The organism is Bradyrhizobium sp. JHI2711 (assembly GCF_056156565.1).
Genome location: NZ_JBPZPT010000001.1, coordinates 415561 through 442396, shown reverse-complemented (window position 1 = coordinate 442396; position 26836 = coordinate 415561). Strand labels below are relative to the sequence as shown.

Annotated in this window: 24 protein-coding genes; 6 read left to right on the top strand and 18 right to left on the bottom strand. The window is 64.9% G+C overall.

Annotated elements, in window-relative coordinates; genetic code table 11:
- Positions 1–34: 34 nt before the first annotated feature.
- The 7 genes from ACTEK7_RS02105 to ACTEK7_RS02075 form a co-directional block, all read right to left on the bottom strand.
- Positions 35–268, bottom strand: a complete 234-nt coding sequence (locus tag ACTEK7_RS02105; protein ID WP_036012762.1) for a twin-arginine translocase TatA/TatE family subunit — start codon at positions 266–268, stop codon at positions 35–37.
- 165 nt (positions 269–433) lie between these two features.
- Positions 434–1189, bottom strand: coding sequence for an SMC-Scp complex subunit ScpB (gene scpB / locus ACTEK7_RS02100; RefSeq protein ID WP_036012763.1), 756 nt, complete (start codon positions 1187–1189; stop codon positions 434–436).
- Positions 1190–1210: 21 nt separating this feature from the next.
- A complete protein-coding gene (locus ACTEK7_RS02095; protein ID WP_036012765.1) occupies positions 1211–2050 on the bottom strand; it encodes a segregation and condensation protein A in 840 nt (279 codons plus the stop codon).
- Positions 2047–3075 (bottom strand): beta-N-acetylhexosaminidase, encoded by a 1029-nt coding sequence (nagZ, locus tag ACTEK7_RS02090; protein WP_036028239.1) that lies wholly within the window; start codon positions 3073–3075, stop codon positions 2047–2049. The genes ACTEK7_RS02095 and nagZ overlap by 4 nt, the downstream gene beginning before the upstream one ends.
- Positions 3076–3121: 46 nt before the next feature.
- The gene (locus tag ACTEK7_RS02085; protein ID WP_225147102.1) at positions 3122–4672 is read right to left on the bottom strand and encodes an SPOR domain-containing protein; all 1551 of its coding nucleotides are present in this window, start codon (positions 4670–4672) and stop codon (positions 3122–3124) included.
- Between the two features lie 140 nt (positions 4673–4812).
- The gene (argS, locus tag ACTEK7_RS02080; RefSeq protein WP_036028247.1) at positions 4813–6603 is read right to left on the bottom strand and encodes an arginine--tRNA ligase; all 1791 of its coding nucleotides are present in this window, start codon (positions 6601–6603) and stop codon (positions 4813–4815) included.
- A gap of 9 nt (positions 6604–6612) precedes the next feature.
- Positions 6613–7821, bottom strand: coding sequence for a deoxyguanosinetriphosphate triphosphohydrolase (locus tag ACTEK7_RS02075; RefSeq protein ID WP_036028249.1), 1209 nt, complete (start codon positions 7819–7821; stop codon positions 6613–6615).
- A 110-nt stretch (positions 7822–7931) separates the two neighbouring features.
- On the opposite strand from ACTEK7_RS02075, the gene erpA reads away from it, so the two are divergent.
- Positions 7932–8261 (top strand): iron-sulfur cluster insertion protein ErpA, encoded by a 330-nt coding sequence (gene erpA, locus ACTEK7_RS02070; RefSeq protein WP_225147103.1) that lies wholly within the window; start codon positions 7932–7934, stop codon positions 8259–8261.
- Between the two features lie 5 nt (positions 8262–8266).
- Here erpA and ACTEK7_RS02065 read toward each other — a convergent pair whose 3' ends face one another.
- The gene (locus tag ACTEK7_RS02065; protein WP_225147104.1) at positions 8267–10576 is read right to left on the bottom strand and encodes an ATP-binding protein; all 2310 of its coding nucleotides are present in this window, start codon (positions 10574–10576) and stop codon (positions 8267–8269) included.
- A gap of 151 nt (positions 10577–10727) precedes the next feature.
- Between ACTEK7_RS02065 and xth the strand changes: the two genes are divergently transcribed.
- Entirely contained in the window at positions 10728–11525 is a 798-nt protein-coding gene (xth, locus tag ACTEK7_RS02060) for an exodeoxyribonuclease III (protein WP_225147105.1), read from the top strand.
- A gap of 15 nt (positions 11526–11540) precedes the next feature.
- Here xth and ACTEK7_RS02055 read toward each other — a convergent pair whose 3' ends face one another.
- From ACTEK7_RS02055 to ACTEK7_RS02030, 6 genes are all read right to left on the bottom strand, one after another.
- Positions 11541–12368, bottom strand: a complete 828-nt coding sequence (locus ACTEK7_RS02055; protein ID WP_225112491.1) for a tetratricopeptide repeat protein — start codon at positions 12366–12368, stop codon at positions 11541–11543.
- The gene (ilvD, locus tag ACTEK7_RS02050; RefSeq protein ID WP_225147106.1) at positions 12355–14076 is read right to left on the bottom strand and encodes a dihydroxy-acid dehydratase; all 1722 of its coding nucleotides are present in this window, start codon (positions 14074–14076) and stop codon (positions 12355–12357) included. Before ilvD ends, ACTEK7_RS02055 begins: the two co-directional genes overlap by 14 nt.
- A gap of 1535 nt (positions 14077–15611) precedes the next feature.
- Positions 15612–15869, bottom strand: a complete 258-nt coding sequence (locus ACTEK7_RS02045) for a hypothetical protein (RefSeq protein WP_036009816.1) — start codon at positions 15867–15869, stop codon at positions 15612–15614.
- Between the two features lie 121 nt (positions 15870–15990).
- The gene (locus ACTEK7_RS02040) at positions 15991–16203 is read right to left on the bottom strand and encodes a hypothetical protein (RefSeq protein ID WP_036044357.1); all 213 of its coding nucleotides are present in this window, start codon (positions 16201–16203) and stop codon (positions 15991–15993) included.
- A gap of 151 nt (positions 16204–16354) precedes the next feature.
- On the bottom strand, positions 16355–16531 hold the full coding sequence (locus tag ACTEK7_RS02035) for a hypothetical protein (protein ID WP_167361664.1): 177 nt from the start codon (positions 16529–16531) through the stop codon (positions 16355–16357).
- Between the two features lie 123 nt (positions 16532–16654).
- Positions 16655–18391 carry an adenylate/guanylate cyclase domain-containing protein gene (locus tag ACTEK7_RS02030; protein WP_225147107.1) on the bottom strand — a complete coding sequence of 579 codons (1737 nt, stop codon included), beginning with the start codon at positions 18389–18391 and terminating at the stop codon, positions 16655–16657.
- Between the two features lie 316 nt (positions 18392–18707).
- Here ACTEK7_RS02030 and ACTEK7_RS02025 point away from each other — a divergent pair, with 316 nt between their 5' ends.
- Positions 18708–20888, top strand: coding sequence for a lytic transglycosylase domain-containing protein (locus tag ACTEK7_RS02025; RefSeq protein WP_225147108.1), 2181 nt, complete (start codon positions 18708–18710; stop codon positions 20886–20888).
- A 176-nt stretch (positions 20889–21064) separates the two neighbouring features.
- Here the strand turns inward: ACTEK7_RS02025 and ACTEK7_RS02020 are convergent, their stop codons facing one another.
- From ACTEK7_RS02020 to ACTEK7_RS02010, 3 genes are read right to left on the bottom strand one after another with little or no spacing between them, the layout of a single operon-like run.
- The gene (locus ACTEK7_RS02020; protein ID WP_036044352.1) at positions 21065–21427 is read right to left on the bottom strand and encodes a hypothetical protein; all 363 of its coding nucleotides are present in this window, start codon (positions 21425–21427) and stop codon (positions 21065–21067) included.
- Entirely contained in the window at positions 21424–21612 is a 189-nt protein-coding gene (locus ACTEK7_RS02015) for a hypothetical protein (RefSeq protein WP_225147109.1), read from the bottom strand. The genes ACTEK7_RS02020 and ACTEK7_RS02015 overlap by 4 nt, the downstream gene beginning before the upstream one ends.
- Positions 21609–22001, bottom strand: coding sequence for a hypothetical protein (locus ACTEK7_RS02010; RefSeq protein WP_036031659.1), 393 nt, complete (start codon positions 21999–22001; stop codon positions 21609–21611). Before ACTEK7_RS02010 ends, ACTEK7_RS02015 begins: the two co-directional genes overlap by 4 nt.
- A gap of 639 nt (positions 22002–22640) precedes the next feature.
- Between ACTEK7_RS02010 and ACTEK7_RS02005 the strand changes: the two genes are divergently transcribed.
- The 3 genes from ACTEK7_RS02005 to ACTEK7_RS01995 all read left to right on the top strand — a co-directional run bounded on the left by ACTEK7_RS02005 (position 22641) and on the right by ACTEK7_RS01995 (position 25777).
- On the top strand, positions 22641–24626 hold the full coding sequence (locus tag ACTEK7_RS02005) for a PAS domain S-box protein (RefSeq protein WP_225147210.1): 1986 nt from the start codon (positions 22641–22643) through the stop codon (positions 24624–24626).
- On the top strand, positions 24623–25294 hold the full coding sequence (locus ACTEK7_RS02000; RefSeq protein ID WP_225147110.1) for a response regulator transcription factor: 672 nt from the start codon (positions 24623–24625) through the stop codon (positions 25292–25294). The genes ACTEK7_RS02005 and ACTEK7_RS02000 overlap by 4 nt, the downstream gene beginning before the upstream one ends.
- A gap of 96 nt (positions 25295–25390) precedes the next feature.
- Positions 25391–25777: a response regulator transcription factor gene (locus tag ACTEK7_RS01995; protein WP_109143649.1), complete on the top strand. Its 387-nt coding sequence runs from the start codon at positions 25391–25393 to the stop codon at positions 25775–25777.
- Positions 25778–25831: 54 nt separating this feature from the next.
- Here the strand turns inward: ACTEK7_RS01995 and ACTEK7_RS01990 are convergent, their stop codons facing one another.
- Entirely contained in the window at positions 25832–26803 is a 972-nt protein-coding gene (locus ACTEK7_RS01990; protein WP_225133700.1) for a tripartite tricarboxylate transporter substrate binding protein BugD, read from the bottom strand.
- Positions 26804–26836 lie beyond the last annotated feature (33 nt).

Below are 26836 nucleotides of genomic sequence, written 5' to 3'. Positions count from 1 at the left end.
GGCCGCTACCCGCGTCTCGCGTGCTTCTTCCGGCTCAGACGGCCTTGCTGCCGACGTCGGACCGTGTCGCGGTCGGCGCAGCATTGTGCTCGATCGACTTCGCCGGCTCGGGCTTCTCGGCAGCCTTGTCGTCGTCCTGCATGCCCTTCTTGAACGCCTTGATGCCCTGAGCCACGTCGCCCATCAGATCCGAAATCTTGCCGCGGCCGAACAGCAGCAGGACCACTGCGATCACCAAGATCCAGTGCCAAATGCTGAGTGAACCCATCCTGCAACCCTCCAAACGCGCATGGCCGGGGACCCGGCCGATCTCACCGAAACCTAGGCTTGGCAGACCTCAAAAACAAGGACCAAGGCAGCGCCAATTCGCTGTCGGCGCTACGCAATCTTGCTAGTGTTAACTGGTCGCAGGGGCCCGTATTTCGCCGGTACGTCAGTCCTCGGCGCCGCCTTCGCTGCCACCCTCATTACCGCCTTCTGGCGGACTCTCAGGCTCGACCGCAGGCGCAAGGGCGAGATCGAGGTCATCGCCCGGTTCCAGCGGATCCTCGTCCTCCCGCAGGGCCGGATCATCCGACGGCGTCGGCACGCTGAACCCGGTGGGCAGGCGCGAATCCAACAGGCCCGTCCCCTTCAGCTCTTCCAGGCCCGGCAGGTCGCCGAGCTGTTCCAGGGTGAACTGCGACAGGAACTCCTCGGTGGTTCCGAAGGTCAAGGGCCGGCCCGGCGTCTTGCGCCGGCCGCGCGGCTTGATCCAGCCGGTCTCCAGCAGCACGTCGAGCGTGCCCTTCGACGTGACGACGCCGCGGATCTCCTCGATCTCGGCCCGCGTCACCGGCTGGTGATAGGCGATGATCGCGAGCACCTCGATTGCGGCCCGCGACAGGCGGCGGGTCTCGGTGCTCTCCCGCGTCATCAGCCAGGCCAGATCGCCCGCGGTGCGGAACGTCCATTTGTTGGCGACGCGAACGAGATTGACGCCGCGCGAGGCATAATCGGCCTGCAACTGCTCGAGCGCAGCCTTGACGTCGACGCCCTCGGGCATGCGCTTGGCCAGCGTCGCAGTGTCCAGCGGTTCATTCGAGGCGAACAGCAGCGCCTCCAGCAGCCGCAACTCCTCGGGACGCGCCTGGGATTCGTTCTCCATCGGCTCGGCCTCTTCTACCCGCACTTCAGCCAGGCTTGCCATGGCAGATTCTCCTTCTTGCACTTAAGCGACCGGCGCATCAGGCGCAGGAGCTGCGTCCGGGACCGGTTTTGGGCGCCCCTTCCGGAAATAGATCGGCGCAAACGCTTCCTTCTGATTCAGCTCGAGCTGACCTTCGCGCACCAGTTCGAGCGCGGCGGCAAAGCTCGAGGCGAACACCGTCGCGCGCTGCGTCGGGTCGGCGACATGCCGGATCAGGAAGTCGTCGAGAACACCCCAATCGTCCTGCTCGGTGATGCTGCCGACCAGCCGCTCCAGCGTGGCGCGTGCTTCGGCGAGCGACCACACCGTGCGCTTGGCCAGATGCACGCTCGCCAGCACGCGCGACTGGCGTTGCGCGGCATAGGCGGTGAGCAAATCATAGAGCGTGGCCGTGTATTTCGGGTGCTTGATCTCGGCGATGTGCTCGGGCTCGCCACGCGCGAAGATGTCGCGCTGCAATTGCGGCCTGTTCATCAGCCGGTTGGCGGCTTCGCGAATGGCTTCCAGGCGGCGCAGCCGGTTGGCGAGCGCCGTCGCCATCTGCTCGGCGCTCGGGCCTTCCGCGCTCGGCGGCTCCGGCAGCAGCAGGCGCGACTTCAGGAAGGCAAGCCATGCGGCCATCACCAGATAGTCCGCGGCGAGCTCCAGCCGGATCTTTCGCGCGGCTTCGATGAAATGGAGGTACTGGTCGGCGAGCGCGAGAATCGAAATCTTGGCGAGATCGACCTTCTGCTGCCGCGCCAGCGCAAGCAACAAATCGAGCGGGCCCTCATAGCCCTCGACGTCCACCACCAACGCCGGCTCACCCTCGGCGAGCTCTGCGGGCCGCCCGGTTTCGAACGATAGGATTTCTGCAGTCATGCCGATGCCGTGTTTGCCCGTGCGATCAATGCATCCAGTTCGGCGCGTGCGGCCACGCGGTCGAACGGCTGCGGCGGCTTGCGTGCGGCGAGCGCGGCGTTCGCCCGCTCCAGCGCCCCACCGGCCAGTTCAGGTGTCTCGCCGGCGACGTCGCGCATCTCCTCGATGTTGCCGTTGCAATGCAGGGCCACGTCGCAGCCGGCCGCGAAGATCGCGCGAGTCCGCTCGGCGATATTTCCCGACAGCGCGTTCATCGACACGTCATCACTCATTAACAAACCCTGGAACCCGATTGCGCCGCGAATCACGTCAGCAATCATTGTCGCAGATGTCGTCGCCGGATGGGCGGGGTCGAAGGCGCTAAACACAACATGTGCAGTCATCGCCATCGGCAGATCAGCCAGCGGTTTGAATGCGGCGAAATCGGTCCGCTCCAGCTCGTCCCGGGGCGTGTCGACGGTCGGCAGCTTGAAATGGGTGTCGGCGGTGGCGCGGCCATGCCCGGGAATATGCTTGAGCACCGGCAGCACGCCGCCCTGCTCCAGGCCCTCGGTGACTGCACGGGCGATCGCCGCGACCTTGCCCGGCTCCGTGCCGTAGGCCCGGTTACCAATGACCGCATCGGCGCCCGGCACCGGCACGTCGGCCAGCGGCAGGCAATCCACGGTGATGCCGAGATCGGCGAGATCGGCTGCGATCAGGCGGGCACTGAGGCGCGCCGCAGTGAGCCCGAGGGCCGAATCAGTGTCGTACAAATTCGCGAATACGGCCCCCGGCGGATAAACCGGCCAGTGTGGCGGCCCCAGCCGCTGCACCCGTCCCCCCTCCTGGTCGATCAGGACCGGCGCGTCGGGGGCCTTCGCGACCGAACGCAATTCTGCAACCAACGCAGCAACTTGTGCTGGTGTTGCGACATTACGCTTGAACAGGATGAAGCCCCATGGGCGTTCGGCACGGATAAACTCCCGCTCGGCGGCGGTCAGTTCCGTTCCGGATACGCCGGTAATGAAGGCCCGCGTGCTCATAACGGCCGATTAACTCTGCCCCGCGAGGGGGTCAAGGAAACGACCGTTAATTCCTCTGGACGAAGCAGGCAGACAGGCCTGCGGACTTCAGATTGTTGCAGGCTTGCGTCGCTTCCTCGGCCGAACCATAGGGGCCGGCGAAGGCGCGGTAGACGACTCCCTTGCCCTTGTCGGTGAGGTCGACACGCTTGATGACGGGCGAACGGGAACCGAGCACGCTGCCGTACTTGCCCTGGAGCACCCGGTAGGATGCGGCGGCGCTGTCCTCGCTCTGCTGCGAGGAGACTTGCACGATGTAGCCGCCACCGCTGCTGGTGGGCGCGATCTGCGTCGGGTTGGTCGCAGCTATCCGCTGCGGCGGCTCGGCCGCCGGGGACGATTGCGGCGCCAGCGACATCGGCTGGTTGGCGCTGGCATTGGCCGAGGTCGGCGGATTGCGCGGCGCGGCGGGCGCAACCGGCGCGGCAACGGGCTTCGGCGCCGCGGGCGCCGGCTTGGCGGCTGCCGATTGCGGCACGGCGCTATCGGTCTGATCGCCCTTCACCGCAACGGTCCTGATCGCGCGCGGCGAATTGTTCGGCAGCGTGCCGTTGCTCGGGCTCGGGCCCGCGCTCGGCGGCGGCACGGTGGATGGCGACACGCTCGCCACCGAGGGCGGGTTCGCATTCTGGTTCAGCGGCGGGAACACCACGCGCGGCCCGCCCGCCTTGGCGTTGACGTCGACGGGCGCCTCCTCGCGTGGCACGATCTTTTCGGTGCCGTCACCGCTGACCATGCGGTCCGGTACCTTGACCGCGGAGTCCGTCGGCGCCGGCACGATCTTGGTCGGGGTGTTGTCGGCCTTGATGATCGGCGGCTCGCCGCTACGAGGCGAGCCGATATAGGTCTTGTAGGCGAATGCAGCACCGGTGCCGAGCACGGCAAGCGCCAGGATCGCCGCGACCGTCATCATGCCGCCGCGCTGCTTCTTCGGCTCCTCGACCTCGTCCTCCGGATAGTCGCTCTGGTCGGCGTAAGGGTCGTCGGGATAGGCCGGCTCGCGCTGATAGTCCTGCTCGCCCGTCTCCAGCCGACCATAGAGCGCATCGTCGTAGCGCGACGGATCGGGCTGCGCATACGGCTCCTGATAGGATTGCTCCTGGTAGGCCTGACCATGCTGCTGATAGGCCTGCTCCTGATGAGCCTGATCTTGATGAGCCTGATCTTGATAGGTGTCCTGATAGGCCTGGGGCTGATAAACGACAGGCTCGGGCGCGGCAGACTTGGCGGCGTAGCGATGCAGCGGGTGGACCGGGCTTACGGTGACCGGATAGTCAGGCTCCGGCGCGGGTGCCGGCTGCGGTTGCACGTTGGCACGCCGCATCCATGAGGGCGGCGACGGTGCCTGCTCCGCGTAGTCCTGCTGATCATCGAGCTGGCGGTAATCGTGGTCCTGATAGCTCTGGACCGGCGGACGCGACTGCGCTGCAAACGGATCGGTCTGCCCGATCAGACGGGCGAGCTCGGCCAACGGATCGCTATCCGCCTTCCCATGCTGGTCGCCGCCGCGACCATAGTCATCGGAAGGAAACGGTCTGTCCTGATATCGTTCGGCCATCGTGATGATGCGTCCCTTCGGGAAAGCCGCGCGCCCCTCGACCAAGGCACGGCTTTCGACCCACAAGGCTTTGAACCAAGTCTAAGCGATCCGGCTTCTGCCGGTTACCCCCGAATTCCCCTTAAGTAGTTCGCCCCAAACTACCGCATCTCGTCCGGGGCATGGACGCCGAGGATGGCGAGGCCCGATGCCAGGACCGAGACGACGCCCTGGACCATTGCCAATCGCGCCTTTGTAAGATCTGCATCATTATTGATAATGAAGCGTAAATAGGGCAAATCGCGCCCTTTCGTCCAAAGTGCATGAAATTCGCTGGCTAAATCATAGAGATAAAAGGCAATTCGGTGCGGCTCATGGGCCGCGGCGGCAGCTTCCAGCATGCGCGGATAAATTGCGAGGCGCTTAAGAAGATCGAGCTCGACGGGGTCCGACAGCCGTTCCACCGCCGACTCAGCGAGCCATGCGATCCGCGCGCCGGCATCCTCCGGGAGTTCCGGGAACACCTCGGCGCGAGCATTGCGGAAGATCGAGTGACCGCGAGCATGGCCGTACTGGACGTAGAACACCGGGTTGTCGCGCGACTGTTCCATGACCTTGGCGAGGTCGAAATCGAGCACCGCGTCGTTCTTCCGGTACAGCATCATGAAGCGGACGGCGTCCTGGCCGACTTCATCCACCACTTCACGTAAGGTGACGAAGTCCCCGCTCCGCTTGGACATCTTCACCGGCTCGCCGTTACGCAAGAGCTTCACCAGCTGGACGATCTTGACGTCGAGCGATCCCTTGCCCGAGGTCGTCGCTTTCACCGCCGCCTGCATGCGCTTGATGTAGCCGCCGTGATCGGCGCCCCAGACGTCGATCATCTCGGCAAAGCCGCGGTCGAACTTATTCTTGTGGTAGGCGATGTCGGAGGCGAAGTAGGTGTAGGAACCATCCGACTTGATCAGCGGACGATCGACGTCGTCGCCGTAGGCGGTCGCCCTGAATAGCAGCTGCTCGCGGTCTTCCCAATCCTCGACCGGCGCGCCCTTCGGCGGCGGCAGGCGGCCTTCGTAGATGTCGCCCTTGGCCTTCAGGAAATCGATGGTCTCGGCGACCTTGTTGTTGCCGGTTTCGATCAGGGAGCGCTCGGAGAAGAACACGTCGTGGCGGATGTTGAGGGCGGCGAGATCGTCCTTGATCTCGTCCATCATCATCGCGATGGCCTTGGCGCGCACGGTCGGCAGCCACTGGGCCTCGCTCATCGCGAGCAGCTTGTCGCCATGCTCCGTCGCCAGCGCCTGCCCGACCGGCTTGAGGTAGTCGCCGGGATAGAGCCCTTCCGGGATCGCGCCGATGTCCTCGCCGAGCGCCTCGCGATACCGCAGGAAGGCCGAGCGCGCGAGCACGTCGACCTGGGCGCCGGCGTCGTTGATGTAATATTCGCGCGTGACGTCGTGACCGGCGAACTGGAGCAGGCTGGCCAGCGCGTCGCCGAACACGGCGCCGCGGCAATGGCCGACATGCATCGGCCCGGTCGGATTGGCCGACACGTATTCGACATTGACCTTGGCGCCGCCCCGGATGCGGCCGTAATCGGCGCCTTCGCGCAGCACCGTACGCAGCGCCTCGGCCCAGGCGGCCGGCTTCAGCGTCAGATTGATGAAGCCGGGACCGGCGACATCGACCCTGGCGATGAGCGCGTCGGCACGCAGCCGTTCGGCAATCTGCTCGGCGAGATCGCGCGGCTTTGCCTTTGCCTCTTTCGCAAGCACCATGGCGGCGTTGGTCGCCATGTCGCCATGGGAGGCATCGCGCGGCGGCTCGACGACGACGCGGGAGAAATCGATGCCCTCGGGCCAGCTGGAATCCGCCGCAAGCGCGCGGCAGGCGCCGTGCACGCGTGCGAGCACGTCGGCGAACAGATGCAGCGATGAGGATGTCTGGGGCATGGCCGCCGCCTAACGCAAATCCGGGGTCGAGTCAAAGAGCCGCTGGTGCTCGGTCAGGGCGAAACGGTCGGTCATTCCGGCGATGAAATTGCCGATCCGGCGGGCCCGGTCGCCCTCATCGTCCGCCTCCGACCCCAGCAGCCATTCCGGCGGCAGCTCGCTGGGGGATTTCAGGTATTTTGCGAACAGGTCAAACAGGATCTGCTCGGCCTCGCCCATCACCCGCATCACCCGCGCGTGGCGGTACATGTGCTGGTACAGGAAGCGTTTGATGGCGGCCTCTTCCTCGGCCACTTCGGCGGGGAACGCGACCAGCGCCCGGCTCTGCCGGCGGACATCCTGGGCCGATTGCGGCTTCACGGCCGCCAGGTTCTTCCCTGTCTCCGCAAACACCGCTCCGATCAGGTGCGAGATCAGCTCGCGCACCAGCTCAGCACCGCGCCGGACGTCTTCAAGATCGGGATAATGCGCCGCAGTCTCGGCGATGATCTCCGCCGTCAGCGGCATCACCTTGAGATCGTCGAGCTGGAACAGGCCGGCGCGCAGACCGTCATCGATGTCGTGGGCATCATAGGCGATGTCGTCGGCGATCGCGGCGACCTGCGCCTCCAGCGAGGCGAAGCTCCACAATTCGAGATCGTAGGTCTTGACGTAGTCGGCGATCCCGACGGGAACGCCATGCTCGCGGTAGCCCCCGACCGGGGCGCCGCTGCGGTCGGTCAGCGGACCGTTATGCTTGACGATGCCTTCCAGCGATTCCCAGGTCAGGTTGAGCCCGTCGAACTCGGGATAGCGGTGCTCGAGCGAAGCCACGACGCGCAGCGTCTGGGCATTGTGGTCGAAGCCCCCGAACGCCTTCAGACAGGCGTCCAGGGCCCGCTCGCCGGCATGCCCGAACGGCGGATGACCGAGATCGTGCGCGAGCGCCAGAGTTTCGGTGAGGTCCTCGTCGAGCCCGAGCTGGCGGGCCAGCGCGCGGGCGATCTGGGCCACCTCCAGCGAATGGGTCAGCCGGGTGCGGTAGTGGTCGCCCTCGTGGAACACGAACACCTGGGTCTTGTACTTGAGGCGGCGGAACGCGGTGGAATGGATCACCCGATCGCAATCGCGCCGGAACGGGCTGCGGGTCCGGCTCGGAGGCTCGGCGACCAGCCGGCCGCGGCTGCGATCGGGGTCGCAGGCATAGGGCGCGCGGGGGGCTGCCATTCCGACGGACACGGCGAATTTAGTCCCTATCCATTTGATTCTGCGTATGGTGGCACTTAACTATGTCGGGCGCGGGATACCAAATGAATTGGGTATGACGCCGGGACTATCGGAGACCAGCAATGACGACTGCCGTGACCATCAGCGACCGGGCCGCACGCCGGATTGGGGAGATCCTCAAGGGCGAAGGCTCGGGCGCGATGCTGCGCATTTCGGTCGAGGGCGGCGGCTGCTCCGGCTTCCAGTACAAGTTCGACATCGACCGCGCCCGCACCGAAGACGATCTCGTGATCGAGCAGGACAATGCGGTGGTGCTGGTCGATTCCGCCTCCCAGCCGTTCCTGGCGGGGTCGCAGGTCGATTTCGTCGACGACCTGATCGGCGCCTCGTTCCGCGTCAACAATCCCAACGCCACCGCGTCCTGCGGCTGCGGGACGAGCTTCTCGGTCTAGCGCGCCTACGCGCCCGTTATCTCCCTTTCCTCGTCCGTCCAGGCCACCTCGACCGGCATCAACGTCGGCTGGAGCGGTGCGTCCTCCGACATGACGTGACCGTCCAGCGCCCGCAGGAGCGCTCCGACCAGTGCCGGCTTGCGCAGCGGCTTGGCCAGGAAGTCCGACATGCCGGCTTCGCGGCAGATCTTGATGTCCTCGGGGAAGGCATTGGCGGTCAGCGCGATGATCGGCATGGCTTCGAAGCGCTCGCCTTGCGCGCGGATCGCGCGGGTGGCGGCGAGCCCGTCCATGTCGGGCATGCGCACGTCCATCAGCACGACGTCGTAATTGCCCTCGCAGGCTGCCGCGACGGCTTCGGTCCCGTCGGTGACGACACGCAGCTCGATGTCGAATGCCCCCAGCATCTTGCTCACGACCATGCGGTTGACCGCATCGTCCTCCGCGACCAGCACCTTCAGCGGCCGGTCGAGACCGGAGATCCGGGCCTGGAGCTCGTCGGCTTCGTCGCGGCCGCCAGCCTGATCGGACGCCTGCGCCTGGCTCCAGGGCAGGACCAGCGTGAAGCGGAAGGTCGAGCCCTCTCCCGGCGTCGAGATGACGCCGATCGTGCCGCCCATCTGCTCGATGATCCGCCTGCTGATGGCAAGGCCGAGGCCAGTGCCGCCGAAGCGGCGGCTGATCGAGGCATCAGCCTGGGCGAAGTCGCTGAACAGCAGGTCGAGCTTGTCGGGCGCGATACCGATGCCGCTGTCGGTCACCGTCCATTCGACGGTCGCCAGCAGGTCGCGCCGCGCCTGGCAGGTCGCCGATATCGTCACCTCGCCTTCGTCGGTGAACTTCACAGCGTTGGAGGCGAGATTGAGCAGCACCTGGCGGATGCGCGCGACGTCGCCGCGGAGCGTCGGCGGCAGGTTCGGATCGAGCTCGACCTTGACCGTGAGCCCCTTGCTCTTGGCGCTGGCGCGCACCACGGTCGCAACCGTCTCGACCAGCGCCTGCGGCGCGAAGTCGATCGCCTCGAACTGGAAGCGGCCTGCTTCCAGCTTGGAGAGATCGAGAATGTCGTTGAGGATGCGCTGGAGGTTGTCGCCGGACTCGCGGATCGTGGTGACGGCCTCGCGCTGCTCCGGATCGAGCCTGGTTTCGAGGAGCATGCTGGCAAGACCGAGCACGCCGTTCATGGGCGTGCGGATCTCGTGGCTCATCACCGCCAGGAAGTCTGACTTGGCGCGGCTTTCGGCCTCGGCCTTTTCCGCGCGCCAGCGCTCGGTGACGTCGCGCCCGAAGCCGCGATAGCCCAGGAAATGACCGTCACGATCATGGGCCGGCTTCGCCGTCAGCGACCACAGCCGGGCCTCGCCGCCGGCGACGACCTTGAGATTCATCTCGTGCAGCGGCTCGGCCTGCTCCATCAGGCCGACGATGTTGTAGGCCGCTGACTTGTCCTCGGGGCAGAGCATGTCGAGCACGTCGGCGAACTGCGCGCCTTTCAGCAGCGGAAGCGGCAGCTGCGCGACGTCCGCGAAGCGCTCGGGCACGTCGACGAGGCGTCCCTCGGCATCGGTCTGCCAGAGCCAGTCGCTGGCGTTCTCCTGAAAATCCTTCAGCAGCAGCGAGATGATCTCGGTCTGGCGCTCGAGCTCGAGCTGGGCCTTGAGATTGCCGAGGAAGAGGTTGCCCTGGGAGACGATGTTGCGCGCCATGAAGAATGCGAACAGCAGCAGGAACACGGCGGTCACCAGATATGGGCCGGTGCCGCACAGGAGCAGCGCACCGGCGCAGGCGATCGTCATGGTCGCGAGATAGACGAGGCCCGCGCGCGGGAAGGTCGAGAGCGTGAAAGCGCCGCCGGACATCATGCCGACCATCAGGCAGGCCAGGAGCAATTGACTGGTCGGCTCGATGCGGCTGAACAGAGCGAGCGGCAGCGCGCCCCAGATCGCGGCGAGAAAAAACGCCTGCCGCAGCATCTGCCGCGCCGCGTGCGGCGATGCCTCCTGCGGCGGGTTCTGATGCGACTTGTGCCACGCGCGCACCGCGAGCGAAGCGGTGGCGGCGAGCGTCAGGCCCCAGATCGCGAGGAAGTCGTTCCAGCCCCTGCCCCAGAACAGGATCAGCACGATGGCGACGTTCAGCATCGTCACGGCCATCGTCACGGGGATCAGCTGGGTCACCGCGTCGATCTGCTTGGCGCGGATGCGGCGGATCTCGCGCTCGCTGAGATCGGCGGTCAGACCGTCCTCGATCTCGAAGCCGCCGAGCCAATACAGGAACGCGCCGATCAGGCCGTCACGCGGCTGAGTTCGATTCATCGCCTTGTCCGGCCATCCATCCGAGGAACCTCTTGACGATCAATGGCCTGCGGCCTGCTTAAGCCGGGTTAATTTTGTGGGAGATTTTGCGGCCGGCTTGACGGGTGCGTTTGCATTTTGTTCTAACAAAGACCCCTGCCCGGAGCCCCCCATGCCCATCAGAGTAGCCACCTGGAACGTGAATTCGGTCCGGCAGCGGATCGATCTGCTCCTGACCTGGCTGAAAGAGTGCCAGCCGGACATCGTCTGCCTGCAGGAGATCAAGTGCGTCGACGAGGCCTTTCCGCGGCTGGAGATCGAGGCACTCGGCTACAACGTGGTGACGCACGGGCAGAAGACGTTCAACGGCGTCGCCCTGCTCTCCAAGCTCAGGTTCGACGAGACCAAGTCGGGCCTCGCCGGCGACGACGAGGATAGCCATGCCCGCTTCCTCGAAGGCGTGGTGACGCTGAAGCGAGGGGTGCTGCGCATCGCCTGCCTCTATCTGCCCAATGGCAATCCGGTCGGGACCGATAAATATCCCTACAAGCTCAAATGGATGTCGCGGCTTCTTGATTATTCGAAGGAGCGACTCAAGGAGGAGGTCCCGCTGATCCTGGCCGGCGACTTCAACGTCATCCCGCATGCCCGCGACGTGCACAATCCGGCCGCCTGGACCGAGGACGCCTTGTTCAAGACCGAGACGCGCGAGAGCTTCCAGTCCCTGCTCGGCATCGGCCTCAGCGACGCCTTGCGCGCCGTCACCGACGAGGGCGGGCTCTACACGTTCTGGGACTACCAGGCCGGGGCCTGGCAGAAGAACCAGGGGCTGCGGATCGACCACCTGCTGCTGTCGCCGCAGGCCAGCGACAAGCTCGCCAATGTCGGCATCGACAGCTATGTGCGCGGCTGGGAGAAGCCGTCGGATCACGTGCCGGTGTGGGCGGATCTCGATCTCGAGGCGGCTTAAGGCCGCCTCAGCCGATCACTCCCGACGCCCCTGCACCCATTGCTCCAGCATTTGCAGGGCCATGGCGCGGTCGTCGTCGGAGGCCTTGGCGAAGGCGCGGTTGTAGCTTTCCTTGATCCAGACCTCGTCGGCACCGGCGCTGTCGCGCGCCAGCGTCAGCCACATCAGGCCGCGTGCGGCCTGCCGCGGCAGGCGGTCGCCGTTGAACAGCATCTGACCGAGCAAGGCCTGGGCCTGATGCTGGCCCTTCTGCGCCGCGAGGCCAAGCCAGCGCGCGCCATAGCGGTAGTCCTCGCGCGAGGCGTCCGGGGTCTTCAGGTACAGACGGGCGAGGTCGTACTGCGCGTCCGCGTTGCCGAAATAGGATGCGGCATAGGAGAACATCTCGCGGGCGCGGTCCGGGTCGGCCTTGACCTTCGAATTCGGGATGCCGGCCAGATAGTAGCGGCCGAGGGCGACGAAGGCGTTGGCCACGATCTGCGCCTGCGGCGCCGACGGGCTGTCCTCGGCATGCGCGTTGGCGATCCGGCTGAAATATTCGAAGGCACGCAAATCGTCCTGGGCGACGCCGTCGCCGTTGGCGTACATGCGGCCGAGCTTCCATTGCGCGATGGGGTGGCCGCCCTCGGCGGCATATTGCAAGGCGGTGAGCGAGGTTTCCTGGGTCGCGACCTGCGGCGGAACCTTGGTGCGCACCGCACCCGCAGCGCCGGGCAAGGTCGTCACGACCGGGATGGTGGCATCCTTCGGGTTGACCGGCGCACCGTCGAAGGCGAACGCCGGCGCGGCCAGCGCAGCCGCCCCCAACACAAACGCAACTGTGGCACGCCTAAATGTCCGCATAGCACTGTTTCTCGTGCGCGCCGCCCGGATGGGTCACTGCCCCCCCGACCGCCGGTCCAACCTGCTGAGCATATTTCCAGAGCGCACCCGACGTGTGGTTAGTCGCGCGGGCGCTCCATTTGGTTCTGCGCTGGGCGAGCTCGGCGTCGCTCAATTTTACGTTAAGAGTACCGGCCACCGCGTCGATCTCGATGACGTCGCCGTCCTCGAGCAGCCCGATCGGGCCGCCGACCGCCGCCTCCGGCCCGACATGGCCGATGCAGAAGCCGCGGGTGGCGCCGGAGAAGCGGCCGTCGGTGATGAGCGCGATCTTGCCGCCCATGCCCTGGCCGGTCAGCGCTGCCGTGGTCTGGAGCATTTCCCGCATGCCGGGACCGCCCTTCGGCCCCTCGTAGCGGATCACGATGACTTCGCCTTCGCGGTAGGTGCGATTCTGGACCGCCTCGAACGCGTCCTCCTCACGGTCGAAGCACCTGGCCGGACCGGTAAACCTGAGGTTGGACATTCCCGCGACTTTCACGATCGCACCTTCTGGCGCCAAATTGCCCTTCAGGCCGACCACACCGCCTGTCACGGTGATGGGCTTGTCTGCCGGGTGCACCACGTCCTGGTGCGGATTCCATTTCACGCTCTTGAGGTTTTCGGCGATCGTGCGGCCCGTGACGGTAAGGCAATCACCGTGCAGGAAGCCGTTGTCGAGCAGCGTCTTCATCAGAAGCGGTATGCCACCTACTTCAAACATGTCTTTGGCGACATAACGGCCACCCGGCTTCAAATCCGCGACATATGGTGTCTTTTTGAAGATTTCAGCGACGTCGAACAGGTCGAACTTGATGCCGACCTCGTGCGCGATCGCAGGCAGGTGCAGCGCAGCATTGGTCGAGCCGCCGGATGCAGCGACCACGGCGGCCGCATTCTCCAGCGCCTCGCGGGTAACGATGTCGCGCGGCCGGATGTTCTGGGCGATCAGGTCCATCACCTTCTCGCCCGCGGTCATGCAGAAGGCGTCACGGATTTCATACGGTGCGGGGGCACCGGCCGAGTAAGGCAGCGCGAGGCCGATCGCCTCAGACACGGTCGCCATGGTGTTGGCGGTGAACTGCGCGCCGCAGGCGCCGGCCGAGGGACAGGCGACGCGCTCGATCTCGTCGAGGTCCTCGTCCGACATGGCGCCGACCGAATGCTTGCCGACCGCCTCGAACATGTCCTGCACGGTGACCTGCTGCCCGCGGAAATTGCCGGGCAGGATCGAGCCGCCATAGATGAAGATCGAGGGCACGTTGAGGCGGACCATCGCCATCATCATGCCCGGCAGCGACTTGTCGCAGCCGGCGAGCCCGACGAGCGCGTCATAGGCATGGCCGCGCACGGTCAGCTCGACCGAATCGGCGATGCATTCGCGCGACGGCAGCGAGGAGCGCATGCCGTCATGGCCCATGGCGATGCCGTCGGTCACGGTGATGGTGCAGAATTCGCGCGGCGTGCCGCCGGCGGACGCGACGCCTTTCTTCACCGCCTGCGCCTGACGCATCAGCGCGATGTTGCAGGGAGCAGCTTCGTTCCAGCACGAGGCGACGCCGACGAAGGGCTGGTGGATCTGCTCGGTGGTCAGACCCATGGCGTAGAAATAGGACCGGTGCGGCGCGCGCGCAGGGCCTTCCGTCACGTGACGGCTCGGCAGCCTTTGCTTGTTGATCTTCGCGCCCATCGCAACCAGCTTCTCCGGCCAACCCTTTCAGACCCGAAAAATCAGAGCCAAGATTTGAATCGACCTTGGGATTTTCTCGTCGCCTTCGAAGACCGCCACTGCCCTTAAAACATTAGAGCGATTTTATTCATGTCCGGGTGTGGCCAAAAAGCGGCGGCGATGCGAACCGCCGGTGATAAGGGTTAAATCCGATGTGGGTGTTGCACAGACAGCACAATCGTTACCGGGAAGACACGGGTTTGCTTACGAGATACCTCGCTAAAGTGACGATCCACAACCTCAGATCTTTCGGAAGGCACAGAACATCCACTCTGGACGACAGGCGGGCATTCCCGAAGTGAGTCGGCGGCAGCCCCACGCGAAGCGATGCGGTTCGCTCGTTGTCCCGGACAAGTTGCAACGCGCGGGGCGTTGCGGCGCAGAGCCGGGACCCAGGGGCGACATGGTACGGCGCAGATGGATGGGCCCCGGCTTCGGCAGCGCATCGTCGAACCGGACGATGCTTCGCATCGCCGGGGGGACGCTGCGCTGCGTCCGGGGCACGAGAGAGTTTAGCGCTCGCACTCTCCTCCTCGTTGCGAGGAGCCCTTGCGACGAAGCAATCCAGATTCCCGCCGCGGAAAGATTCTGGATTGCTTCCGCCTTCGCCAAAGGCTTCCGCGGACAAGTTGCTGCGCTCGTAATGACGGAGTGTGAGGCGACGCTGCGTTCTCCAAGTAACACTGTCATTCCCCGCCTTGTACGCAATCGCGCACTGGAGCGGGGAATCCAGTACGCCGCGGCCTCTCGATTCAATCACTGGCGTCTCGGAGTACTGGATCGCCCGGTCAAGCCGGGCGATGACACCGAATGTGTGGACGCAGACGTGCGTATTCAGCCCCGCAGCGCATTTTGCCCGAGCTTTGCTTGGTCTCGCCGCCCTCATAGCCAAGAGGGCGCAGGGAAGGCCGGGTGCCGGCGGCACCCGCGGTCCGCTGCGCTAGAGCACACGCAGGAAGAACCGCACAGCAGCATACAGGTGAAGCCCAACACACGGCCTTCCCTGCGCGATGGTCGGACGGCTTATGCCGCGCTCTCCCGGGAGCCGAGTTCCCTCTGGCCTCCCTCGCTCCCGCGAAAGTCGCCGGCACCGCGCCGGTTGACGCCAATGCCGCATTCGCCAGAGCTTGACCGTAGCAACGACGGCCAGGACCACACGGTTTTGCCGTACGCGCGGTCCGTTGGCGCCGCAGGGTTCGACGGCGTTGTGCACGTTGCCATCGAAATGCCGGCGCGACGAACCTGACAGCGCCGCTCGTCCGTACGAAGCCTCGGGCTCACGGAGAGCAATCCGCCCCGCCCTCAGCTCTCGTACACGACGCTGCCGCGTCCACCGCAAGCCCGGCTCGCGACAATGACGACCTCATGATCGCCCCTCGAGATTGAGCCGGGATGGGCGATACATACGCCATTTCCGAATTTCGGTAAAGTGGAATATTTCTATGCGGGCAGATTGACAGAGAAGCGAAACACCGACGAGACGGCGACGCCGAACATCAGGACCGCCCGCGCGAGCGTTGCGCCTGGGCCCAGGCGACAGCGACATCGCGTGGCGGGGCATCCACGCGCTTGATGGGGGTCAATTCGCCGGAGGCCGAGACGATCGCCGTTTCTTCGCGGCGGCAACGCGTGCAGACGAAGCGGACCTCGTGCGGCGACGCCGACCAGCTCGACCGTTTCACATTGGCCGCCATCGGCCAGGCATCGCAATGCGAGCACGACACCAGAAATCGACCGGGATCGAGCATACCCATTCCATTGGACTCCGCGTCCTGCCGCCTCCTTCAATGATTAATGCATGTGAATCGTTCCGGTGCTCCAGCACCGCCGGCATTGGCTCGAGGGCCCTACCGGTTCCGCGCATCCGCAAAGTGCTCAGCGGGCGCCCTTGAGGGTGCAGGAGGTCGTGCAGGTGACCGTCGTGCCGCGGTCGCACGTTTTGCAGGCGCTGACGCACTGGTTCATGTCGCGTGGATTGTAGCTGTAGTTGCGCAACGGACAGGCCGGCGTCGTCGAGCCGGTGATGTCCTGCTCCTGATCGCAGGCCGCCGTCATGAGCGCGAATATGATCACTGCAACGAGGCGCATGGGATTGCCCTGTCAGACATGGCAAATCACACTCACGAGGCGCGCTGCATTGCAGCGAACCCCGGCCTTCCCACCAACGAGTGTCACCGACCGGCGATGCTCGCTTGCTCCAAGGATGCGCGCCAAACGTTAAGAACGGATTTCAGCCGGCTCAGGCCGCAGCCGTCGTCGCGATCGCCTGCCGGATATCGACGGCCAGCTGACGGTACTGTTCCCCGAGCTTCAAATAGAACTCGCGCTTGCTGCTGTCGGTGGCGAGCTTGGCGATCAGCTCGCATTCGGCGGTGAGCGTCTCGAACCGTTCCAGCCTGTCTTCGAGATGTGTCATCGGCGTGTCCCCATCAGACGCCTCATGGACACCCAACCTAAGCCCGGGAAATAGGTCACGGCGAACATCGTTATGGAGTAGCATCTTTTTTTCCGGCGCGGCGTGCCCGACCGCAAAGCACGGCTATTTCTGCTCCAGCCGCCAGACGCCGTCCCAATCGGGATCCGGCGGATTGGCCGCAAATTGAGCGATGCGGCCGAGCATCGTGCGCGAGGGGCCGTCGCCGGGGACCGCCTCGAGCGCCGCGTTGAAGGCGGCGCGGGCCTCGTCGAAGCGCCGCGCACGATAGGCGGCGAGACCATCGGCATAATGCGTGCGCAAGCTCACTTGCGCATCGCTGAGCGCGCCCGGTCTCGCCATCAGCTCGAAGATCGCCTGCGGCGCGCTTTGGCCCGCGACCGCCAGACGGTCGATCTCGCGCAATTCCAGGCGCGATCCGATCCCGTCCGCGGTCGCCTGCGAGATCAGGATGCGGGTGCCGTAGACCTTGTTGACGGCCTCCAGCCGCGAGGCGAGATTCACGGCATCGCCCATCACGGTGAAGCTCATCATCAGCTCGGAACCGATACTGCCGGTCAGGACCTCGCCCGTGGCGATGCCGATGCGAAGATCGCACGGCGCCGGCATGGCGCGGATGCCGAGCAGGTCCGGCAGCTGCTTCTGCAGCGCGGGCACCTGATCGGTCATCTCGACGGCGGCGAGCCCTGCGAGCAGACCCTGCTCATCCTCCTCGATGAAGGGCGGCCCCCAATAGGACATGATGGCGTCGCCGATATATTTGTCGATGATCCCGCGATTGTTCCTGATGGGAGCGGACATCACGGTGAAGTAGTGGTTCATCACCTTGACGAGGCCGCGCGGCGTCATGCCCTCGCTCATCGAGGTGAAGCCGCTCATGTCGCAGAACAAGATGGTCATCACCCGGCGCTCACCGTCGATGGCGACCTCCGGCCGGTCGATCAGGCCCTGCACCACCTTCGGGTCGATGTAACGGCCGAAGGTCTCGCGAATGCGCTCGTTGTGCCTGAGCTGCTCGATCATGCGGTTGAAGGCGGCAGCAAGCTCGCCGATCTCGTCCTGTGTCGAGACGGTGATGGGCTTGTCGAACCGGCCCGCCTCGACCTCGCGGGCGCCGGCCAGCAGCAGGCGCACCGGTCGCGTAATGCCGCTACTCACCAGCAGCGCAAACACGAAGCCGACGATCGCCGCGAGCAGGGTTACGACCCCCGAGACGATGATGGTCTGGTGCTGGCGGCCGATCACCTGAGACGTCGAGAAATAGACCTGCGCCAGCATGTCGGCGCGGATCGCATCGACCTTCCGGTTGAACGCATCGCGCAGCGTGTCGAGGTGTTCCAGCGTGCCGCGGGCCGCGGCCATATCCTTGGCGTCGACCTGCTTGAGCAGTTTCGCATTGCCCTCGTCCAGATCGCGCCGCAGCTCGGTGACGGAGCTTTCGATCCGGACGTCGAGCCGTGCCAGCGCGGCGTTGTCGGAATACGTCCTGGGGTCGTCGATGATCGCGTTGATGAGCTTGCGAGCGGCCTCGGCCTCCCGCTCGAAATTGCGGTCCAAGGCCTCGAAGTCGCGAAGCCGCGCCGCGTAGGCCTCCTCGTCCGACGGCGCCTCCATCCTGGTCATCACCATCCGCCGCTGCGCCAGCGCCCGTTCCAGCGAGCGGATGTTCGCGCGCGCCAGATGGCTATAGGCCGGGATGTAGCGGTTGGTCAGCTCGTCGAGCAAAATGCCGACCTGGCTGGACATCACCATCGACAGGATCGAGGTGACCAGCATCAGGACGATCAATCCGAGCGCGATGCCGACGATCTTGCGCCGGATCGACTGGTTGAAAATCGGCATAGGTACAGGGCAAAGGTTGAAAGGATGAAGAGAAGGAACTCATACACCGGATTTCGCCGAGGGAACACGCGCAATCTGGCCGTTCCGGCGTCCTGTACCGTGCGCAATCGTCGCGCGAGTCCAGATCGTTAACAAAGATTAAAGCCACTGCCTCTTCCGTCACTCGGAAGTTCCCCAGTTCCAATCCGTATTTTGCCGCATTGTTGCGACAGCCTGAGGATGCGACACGATGCCGACGCATCGTTCGGTACTTTGATTCGCAAGCCGCATGTCGCGGACCTTGGTTTGTAGTGGTTTTCGCAGGGGGGACCATCCAATGAACCAGTGCCTACGCTCGCTCGCGTGTGTCGTTGCCGTGGCCGCGATGGCCCTCCTTCCCACCGAGCTTGCGGCGAAGAGCAGTCAAAACTCATCCGCACCGAAGAAGACGCATGAGGCGAAAGCGGGCAAGCACCGCCACGCATCCGCCGGCAAAGCGCGGCACGGCAAGCACGCCGAGGCCAAACGCAAATCGAAGAAGGCGGTCGAGGAGCCCGCGGCCAAGCCGCCGCTGACCGGCGATCTTGCCGCGCTCAAGGACGCCATCGACCTGACGCGCAAGGGCAAGACCGAAGACGCGAGCGCTGCGCGCGACCGCATCACGGACCCTGCCGGACAGAAGCTCGCCGACTGGTTCATGCTGCGCCATCCCGACAGCACCGCGAATTTCAAGCGCTACGCCGCCTTCCTCGCCGCCAATCCCGGTTGGCCGAGCAGCGCCCTGTTCCGCCGCCGTGCCGAGGCACGGCTGTGGCAGGAGAAGGCCGACGCGGCCATCGTGCACAAGTTCACGATGGATCGCCCGACCAGCGCCAAGGGCAAGTTCGCACTCGCGCGCGTCCTGCTCGCCGAAGGTGAGACCGACAGGGCTGCGCGGCTGGTCCGGGAAACCTGGCGCGCGGAGGAACTGTCCGAGCGGAGCGAAGAGGACTCCTATGCGGCGTTCGGCGACCTTCTGTCCGCCGACGATCACCGCGCGCGCATGGACAAGCGCCTCGGCGCCAAGGATTATGCAGGTGCGCGGCGCGCGGCGAAGCGGCTCGGCGAGGACGCGCTCGCGATCGTGAAGGCCTGCGCCGCCGTCACCGGCAAGGCGAGCAAGGCCAAGGATCTGCTCGAGGACGTCGCGGCCGAGGAGCGACGCGATCTCGGTTACGTGCTGTGCCGCGCGCAGTGGCATCTTCAGAACGACCGCATCGACGACGCGGCCGAGGTGATCCTCGCTGCCAAGCCCGACATGATGGCCGCGCAGGACACCGATGCCTGGTGGCGCGAGCGCCGCATGCTGGCGCGCAAGCTGCTCGATCAGGGCAAGGCCAGGATCGCCTATGACGTGGTGCATACGGCCGCGGTGCCGGAAAAGGAGGTCTACCGCGTCGACTATCACTTCATGTGCGGCTGGATCGCGCTACGCTATCTCGACGATCCCAAGACGGCGATGGTGCATTTCGCCTCGATCGACGCTGGCTCGTCCAATCCGATCGCGCTGTCGCGGGCGCATTACTGGCGCGGCCGCGCGGCCGAAGCCATGGGCGCGGCGGCCGACGCGCGCATGAGCTACCGGGCGGCGGCGCGCTATCACACCGCCTATTACGGCCAGCTCGCCCGCGCCAGGCTCGGCCTCGACGGCATCGAACTGCGTCCGCCCTCGCCGGTGCTGGCCTCGGCCGATGCGCAGCTTGCGGACGAGCGCGTGCGCGCCGCCGACATGCTCTACGGCATCGGCGAGCGCGACATGGTGTTCTATTACGCCGAGGATTTCGCCAAAGAGAGCACCGACGTCGCCGCGCTGGAAGCGCTCGGCGAGCTTGCGGGCCGGCGCAACGATGCGCGCGTGATGCTGGAGGTCGGCAAGACCGCGCTGGCGCGCGGGCTCGCGCTCGACCATTACGCCTTCCCGACCATCGGCATCCCCGAGCACAAGCAGGTCGCACCGGCGATCGAGACCAGCGTGATCTATTCGGTGGCACGCACCGAGAGCTCGTTCGAGCAGCGCGACAAGTCGCATGCCAACGCGGTCGGGCTGATGCAGGTGACGCCGGAAGCGGGACGCGACACCGCGAAGCGCTTCGGCCTGACTTACGACTGGGACAGGATGGTCTCCGACCCCGTCTACAACACGCAGATGGGCGCCGCCGAGCTCAGCGCGCTGTTCTCGGAATATCGCGGTAACCAGATCATGACCTTCGCCGGATACAATGCCGGCCGCGGCCGCGTGCGTGAATGGGTGCAGAAGCGCGGTGATCCCCGGGACCCCAACATCGATCCGGTCGACTGGGTCGAGCGCATCCCGCTGTCCGAGACGCGCAACTACGTCCAGCGCGTGATGGAGAACGTGCTGGTCTACCGGGCAAGGTTCGAGGGCAGCAGCATGATCGCCGGCAAGAGCGACCAGCGCGTGGTGACGCACGAGGCCAGCGCAACGGAGCCAGCGGCGGCCGCAGCACCCATTCCCTGATCAACGCCGCCGGGGCTGGACGCGGCGCCTGCAAGAATACGGTGCTGCGGCTTCTACGCGCGTGCAGCCGCGCAGCTAAAGCGCGATGCGATTAGGATGAATCGTCATCGCGCTTTAGGTTATTGTTTGAGCATGATCGTTTCGGAAAACCGCTTCACACTTTTCCGGATCATGCTCTAGGTGTCACCTCCTTCCATCGTGATCGGGTCGCGACTGTCCAAATATGCGCCGGTCAAAGCTCTCGCGAAGGTCCAGGCGGTGATCGTGCAGCTCCAGCACCAGACGGCACTCATCACCGTCAACGTCTGGATCATGCTGCCAGCGGCGAGCTCGACCTTGCCGGCAATTGGTTCCGTCCGCCCAGGCACCGGCCAGTGCATGAACAGCGTGGAGAATTCGCCGCGCCGGTAACAATCGTCGTCACAGTAACGGCGCTGCGTCCGCGCATGGCGGACATAGCCGGAGCGGAGCGACCGCGAGCATGTGCTGCACGCGGCCGCGTGCAACGGCGGCTCGTGATTGACCACCACGAATTTCATGAAGCCGCTCTCACGCCATCTTTGGCGAGCGTCTCGCAGAACAGCGCGTAGCACTGATGATCGCAGTAAGGCAGACGGGTCGCAATCTCGCGCAAATAGCTGCCCCTGATCGGCTCGCAGCACTGCATGCACGAGGTCTGCCGGAAGGGGGTCCGGCCGTTGACCAGCACGAAAGCGAATCTCATGTGGCACCTCCCAAAGCGAAGCAGTAAACGCTGTCGAGCGGAGACAGTGCGGGCGGTGGAGCGCACAGATGGTTCCGGCCGTCCGGATTATCCCTGTTTCGCTCCACCTTTTGCGGTGGGATCAGAATGTATCTCCCGTCCTCCCGGCGCCGCGCATAGATCTGGCCGTCGATGTACTTGATGTCGGTCGGATAACAGTCGGCGCTGTTGCAACAACTGAGGCTCGGGTTATCAGGCATGTGCCAGGTGGAATAGAACTTTTCGTGCAGCGCCTGGTCCTGGGGTGGGTGCTTGCGATGAACGGCACCGTGTCCCGTCTCCTGTGCCTGGCCGGCCGCGATGGGGGCGATGAGAACGATCCAGCAGAAGAGCTTGCATGAGCGGTTCAACGCACGGCCTCCCGGATCAACTCTCCAATCCAGCCTTATGCGACCTGGGCCCGAAACAACCACCGGCGGTCGCGTTCGCTTCGCGTGCGGAAACGATCAACGCACTTCTTGGAGCAGAGCGCCGTGCGCCAGGAATAGTAGCGGATCAGGCCAAACTTGCCGCCGCACACTGCACAGCCCTTGACTGAGGAGCAACTTTCGGACGCCGATGGGCGACGCTCAGGAAGTACCGACATATCGCACATTGCTGTCTCCCTCTGTTGCTTGCGCTTTTCTCGGCTGTTCGCTTCGACACTCCCGATGGTCGAGAGGCTAGTCCGCCGGGCACGAAACGCTCAATTGTACGGAGGTAAAATGGCCGACATGACTAGGCATGGAGGAGCTATACCTAAGTTTGTCCCGTATTCGCCCGGGCCCACGCGGCCCGAGTTCAACGAGACGGCGCACGACGCACCGGCTGCACGGTCACCGTGAACCTCGGCCGGCACGGTGTCCTTGAGGCGCCGCAATGGACCTGGCGGTGAGCGGACGGTCCAAAGGCGAACGTCATGACGGCCGACCCGACTTTGGCTGGAATTGCTCCTCTGGCCGCAACGTGCTCTACTCCTGTTCACGCAGAGAGTGCCGGGAGCGTCAGCGATGAAGCCTGGCCGGGCAGCGACGTTCGGAAAGTCAGCCGCGCAATTCCTCGTCGGCTGCTTGAGGCAAACTGTTCCCGCCAAGCAGCGCACCGATGCCAATGCCGCCGACTTGCTCGAGGCGGTCAAGCAATGGCAGCAGGTCTTCGAGCACACGCCGGTCATGTACTTCATGGTCGATCCGGCCGGTACCGTGATCAACGTGAACACATTCGGCGCCGAGCAGCTGGGCTACACGCCGGCGGAGTTGATCGGCCGATCCGTGCTGGATGTCTTCCTCGCGGAAGATCGCGCCACTGTCCGCGCCTGTGTCGCGTTGTGCCTCAAGACCCTTGATCAGTCACACACCTGGGAGATCCGGAAGGTTCGCAAGGACGGCTCGATGTTATGGGTGCGCGAGAACGCCAAGGCCATGCTGCGAGCCAATGGCGGGCCGATCGTGCTGGTCGCCTGCGAGAACATCACTGAGCGGAAGGAGGCCGAGAACGCGCTGCGACAGAGCGAGGCTTATCTCGCCCAGGCGCAGGAATTGAGCCACACTGGTAGTTTTGGCTGGAAGGCCGCAACCCGCGAGATCACCTGGTCCAAGGAGACCTATCGCATCTTCGAATGCGAGGAAGGGACGAAGCCCGCGATCCCCTTCATGCTCCAGCGGATCCATCCGGAGGACCGGCTCGCTGTGCAGCAGACGACGGGCCGGGCGGCGCGCGAGGGCAAGGACTATGATCACGAATACCGGCTGGTGATGCCCGACGGTTCCATCAAATACGTCCGAGCGGTGGCACGGGCAACGCGAGATGCGAGCGGTCGCGTTGAGTTCGTCGGATCGGTCACCGACATCACCGCGACCAAGGAGGCAGAACGCAGGCTTCGTGACAGCGAGCAGCGCTTTCGCGACTATGCCGAAACCGCGTCTGACTGGTTCTGGGAAACCGGGCCGGACCACCGGGTCACCCAGATATCCGAGCACTCCGATACCAACACCGCCCCCGCCGGCCTGATCGGGCTCACGCGTTGGGACATTGCGCCCGACGCCGCTCTCGAGCCCGAAAAATGGCGACAACATCGAGCGGCGCTCGACGCCCACGTCCCGTTCCGCGACCTGGTGTACCGCAGCAAAGACCGTAGTGGGCAGCCGATCTACGTCCGGACCAGCGGCAAACCCTTCTTCGACGCGGACGGCACTTTCCTGGGCTACCGTGGCGTTTGCACGGACGTAACCGCCGCCATCCGGGCCAACCAAGCCGAAGACGCACTGCGCAAGGCCCAGGCCGAGCTCGCCCATGTGACACGTGTCACGACACTGGGTGAGCTGACCGCTTCGATTGCGCACGAAATCAATCAGCCGCTCGCTGCAGTGATCGCAAACGCCGACGCCTGCCTCGCCTGGCTGCAGCGCAGTCCGCCGGATCTCAAAGCGGCCCGCCGCTCGGTCGAGTGGATCATCGAGGACGGCAGGCGTGCCGGCGACGTGATCCGTCACGTTCGGGCGCTCGCCAAGCGTTCTGACATCGAGATGGTTCCGCTCGACGCCAATGCGGTCGTGCGGGAGGCCGTCGCGCTGGTTCAACGCGAGATGGCCAGCCACGCCGTGTCCGTCCGCATGGAGCTGTCGTCGGCACTGCCGAGGATCTTTGGCGATCGCATCCAATTGCAGCAGGTCCTGATCAACCTGATCATGAACGGGATCGAGGCCATGGCAGACGTCCACGATCGCCCGCGCGAGCTGGCGATTCGCTCACAGGCGAGCGGCGATAGCGCGATGCAGGTGAGCGTTTCCGACTGCGGAACCGGCATCAGCGAACAGGCGATAGACCGCCTGTTCACGCCGTTCTTCACCACGAAGTCCTCCGGCATGGGCATGGGCCTGTCGATCTGTCGATCGATCATCGAGGCCCATGGCGGACGACTTTCCGCCATACCAAATCAGGAGCGCGGCGCGACTTTTCAGATCACCTTGCCCCTCCACCGAGAGGAAGCATCGTGACCGAGCGCGCGGAATCTTCGCCGCCGCAGAAGGACGGCGATCAGCCCCTTGTCCTCATCGTCGACGACGACGCGTCCATGCGCCGTGCGCTCACCAATCTGTTCGAGTCGGTCGGTCTCAAGGTCGAAGCATTCGGCTCGGCGCCGCAGCTCCTCCAGGCCAAGCCGCCAGACGTCCCGAGCTGCCTGGTGCTCGACATCCGCCTGCCCGGAACGAGCGGCCTCGAGCTGCAGGCCGACCTTGCCAAGGCAAATATCCACACGCCTATCATCTTCATTACCGGTCATGGCGATATCCCCATGACGGTTCGGGCCATGAAGAGCGGGGCGATCGACTTCTTGACCAAGCCGGTCCGCGATCAGGACATTCTCGACGCAGTTCAGGCCGCCATCGAGCGAGACCGCAAGCGCCGCGACATCAACAGGACGGTCTCGACGGTCAGATCACGCTTCGAGTCACTGTCCTCGCGGGAGCGAGACGTATTGTCACTGGTGACGTCCGGCCTGATGAACAAGCAGGTCGCCGCCCAGCTCGGATTGGCCGAAATCACCGTCAAGATCTACCGCGGCCAGATCATGCGGAAGATGGGCGCGAAGTCGCTGGCCGATCTGGTGAGAATGAGCGAGGCGCTCGGGATCGGCCCGAACAAGCCCGATGCACAAACCTAAGTATGAGTTTCCAATCGTGACCGGCAGGTCCACCTTGCGCCTTTATGTTCTAGCCGTGGCGACGGCAAGCGTAATTCCCGGCGAGGAGCGGACGTCTTGTCAGTGGCTTCGGTCATCTCGGTGCTTGACGACGACCCCTACGTTCGGGCCGCGATCAACAATCTCCTGGAATCGCGCGGATACAACGTCCACACCTTCGCCTCGGCGGAAGAGTTCCTGAGCTCGACCGATTCGAGCGACACCTCGTGCGTGATCGCCGACGTGCAGATGCCGCTGATGAGCGGAATCGATCTGTTGACGCAAATGCGGGCGCAGGGGTCGGCTACGCCGTTCATATTCATCACAGCTTTCCCGGATGAGGGCGTGCGTGTGCGGGCGCTCGATGCGGGCGCAATCTGTTTTCTCGGTAAGCCGTTCGCCGCCTCGGATCTGATGCAATGCCTGGACCGTGCGCTGGCACCAGGTCACCAAACCACGTCTTGAGCGCCCCGCCGCCAGCAAACGCGGCGGTGACGCCGCGAGGAGTGCGCCGCCGGTTCAATCCACCTTGATGTTGGCCGCCTTGATGATCGGCCACCATTTCGCGATCTCGGCCTTTTGCCGCGTGCCGAGCGCTTCGGGCGTGAGCTGATCCTTCGGTGTCATCTCGAGACCCTGGCTTTCGAGCTGCTTCCTCACCGCAGGATCGTTCAGCGCCTCCACGGTCGCGGCGTTGAGCTTTGCGACGATCTCCTTCGGTGTGCCCTTCGGCACCCACATGCCCGACCACAGCGTCATGTTGAAGCCTTTCAGGCCCGCCTCGTCCGCGGTCGGGATCTCGGGCGCGGAGGCGAGGCGTTTGTCGTCGGTGACGGCGTAGGCGCGGATGGTGCCGGCGCGGACCTGGCCGATGGAATTGGAGGTCTGGTCGACGATGATGTCGATCTGGCCGGCGATGAGATCGTTCAATGCCGGTGCAGTGCCGCGATACGGCACGTATTGCAGCTTGATGCCGGAGACGCTCTCGAAATAGACGCCGGCGATGTGGCTGCCGGAGCCCGCGCCGGCCGTGCCGGCGGTCGGCGGCGACGGTCGCGACTTCAGCCAGTCGATCAGCTCCTTCAGCGAGGTCGCCGGCACCGCATTCTTGCTGACCACGATCATCGGGTTGCTCGGCAGCAGCACCACCGGCTCGAGGTCGGCGACGAGGTCGAATTTGAGCTTGTAGACGGCGCCGTTGGCGACATGGGTGCCGAGATGGCCGAACGAGATGGTGTAGCCGTCGGGCGGCGATTGCACGGCACGACCGACACCGATCGAGCCGCCTGCTCCGGTGACGTTTTCGACCACGACCGGCTGGCCCAGCGGCACCCGCATACGCTCGGCGAGCACCCGCGCCATTGCGTCCGAAGGGCCCCCGGCCGCGAACGGCACGATGATGGTAATGGGACGCGAGGGAAAATCGTCGGCGCGCGCGGCGCCTGCAACAGCGAGAACAGCAATCAGCGCAGCCCAGAAGGCCTTCTTCATTGTCTTCTCCCCAGTGATGTCTTTTTCTTCACC

What these genes read in the sequence shown, in the direction of transcription:
- ACTEK7_RS02105 (WP_036012762.1), bottom strand. Translation starts at nt 268, where the DNA reads ATGGGTTCACTCAGCATTTGGCACTGGATCTTGGTGATCGCAGTGGTC.
- scpB (WP_036012763.1), bottom strand. Translation starts at nt 1,189, where the DNA reads ATGGCAAGCCTGGCTGAAGTGCGGGTAGAAGAGGCCGAGCCGATGGAG.
- ACTEK7_RS02095 (WP_036012765.1), bottom strand. Translation starts at nt 2,050, where the DNA reads ATGACTGCAGAAATCCTATCGTTCGAAACCGGGCGGCCCGCAGAGCTC.
- nagZ (WP_036028239.1), bottom strand. Translation starts at nt 3,075, where the DNA reads ATGAGCACGCGGGCCTTCATTACCGGCGTATCCGGAACGGAACTGACC.
- ACTEK7_RS02085 (WP_225147102.1), bottom strand. Translation starts at nt 4,672, where the DNA reads ATGGCCGAACGATATCAGGACAGACCGTTTCCTTCCGATGACTATGGT.
- argS (WP_036028247.1), bottom strand. Translation starts at nt 6,603, where the DNA reads ATGCCCCAGACATCCTCATCGCTGCATCTGTTCGCCGACGTGCTCGCA.
- erpA (WP_225147103.1), top strand. Translation starts at nt 7,932, where the DNA reads ATGACGACTGCCGTGACCATCAGCGACCGGGCCGCACGCCGGATTGGG.
- ACTEK7_RS02065 (WP_225147104.1), bottom strand. Translation starts at nt 10,576, where the DNA reads ATGAATCGAACTCAGCCGCGTGACGGCCTGATCGGCGCGTTCCTGTAT.
- xth (WP_225147105.1), top strand. Translation starts at nt 10,728, where the DNA reads ATGCCCATCAGAGTAGCCACCTGGAACGTGAATTCGGTCCGGCAGCGG.
- ACTEK7_RS02055 (WP_225112491.1), bottom strand. Translation starts at nt 12,368, where the DNA reads ATGCGGACATTTAGGCGTGCCACAGTTGCGTTTGTGTTGGGGGCGGCT.
- ilvD (WP_225147106.1), bottom strand. Translation starts at nt 14,076, where the DNA reads ATGGGCGCGAAGATCAACAAGCAAAGGCTGCCGAGCCGTCACGTGACG.
- ACTEK7_RS02045 (WP_036009816.1), bottom strand. Translation starts at nt 15,869, where the DNA reads ATGGGTATGCTCGATCCCGGTCGATTTCTGGTGTCGTGCTCGCATTGC.
- ACTEK7_RS02040 (WP_036044357.1), bottom strand. Translation starts at nt 16,203, where the DNA reads ATGCGCCTCGTTGCAGTGATCATATTCGCGCTCATGACGGCGGCCTGC.
- ACTEK7_RS02035 (WP_167361664.1), bottom strand. Translation starts at nt 16,531, where the DNA reads ATGACACATCTCGAAGACAGGCTGGAACGGTTCGAGACGCTCACCGCC.
- ACTEK7_RS02030 (WP_225147107.1), bottom strand. Translation starts at nt 18,391, where the DNA reads ATGCCGATTTTCAACCAGTCGATCCGGCGCAAGATCGTCGGCATCGCG.
- ACTEK7_RS02025 (WP_225147108.1), top strand. Translation starts at nt 18,708, where the DNA reads ATGAACCAGTGCCTACGCTCGCTCGCGTGTGTCGTTGCCGTGGCCGCG.
- ACTEK7_RS02020 (WP_036044352.1), bottom strand. Translation starts at nt 21,427, where the DNA reads ATGAAATTCGTGGTGGTCAATCACGAGCCGCCGTTGCACGCGGCCGCG.
- ACTEK7_RS02015 (WP_225147109.1), bottom strand. Translation starts at nt 21,612, where the DNA reads ATGAGATTCGCTTTCGTGCTGGTCAACGGCCGGACCCCCTTCCGGCAG.
- ACTEK7_RS02005 (WP_225147210.1), top strand. Translation starts at nt 22,641, where the DNA reads ATGAAGCCTGGCCGGGCAGCGACGTTCGGAAAGTCAGCCGCGCAATTC.
- ACTEK7_RS01990 (WP_225133700.1), bottom strand. Translation starts at nt 26,803, where the DNA reads ATGAAGAAGGCCTTCTGGGCTGCGCTGATTGCTGTTCTCGCTGTTGCA.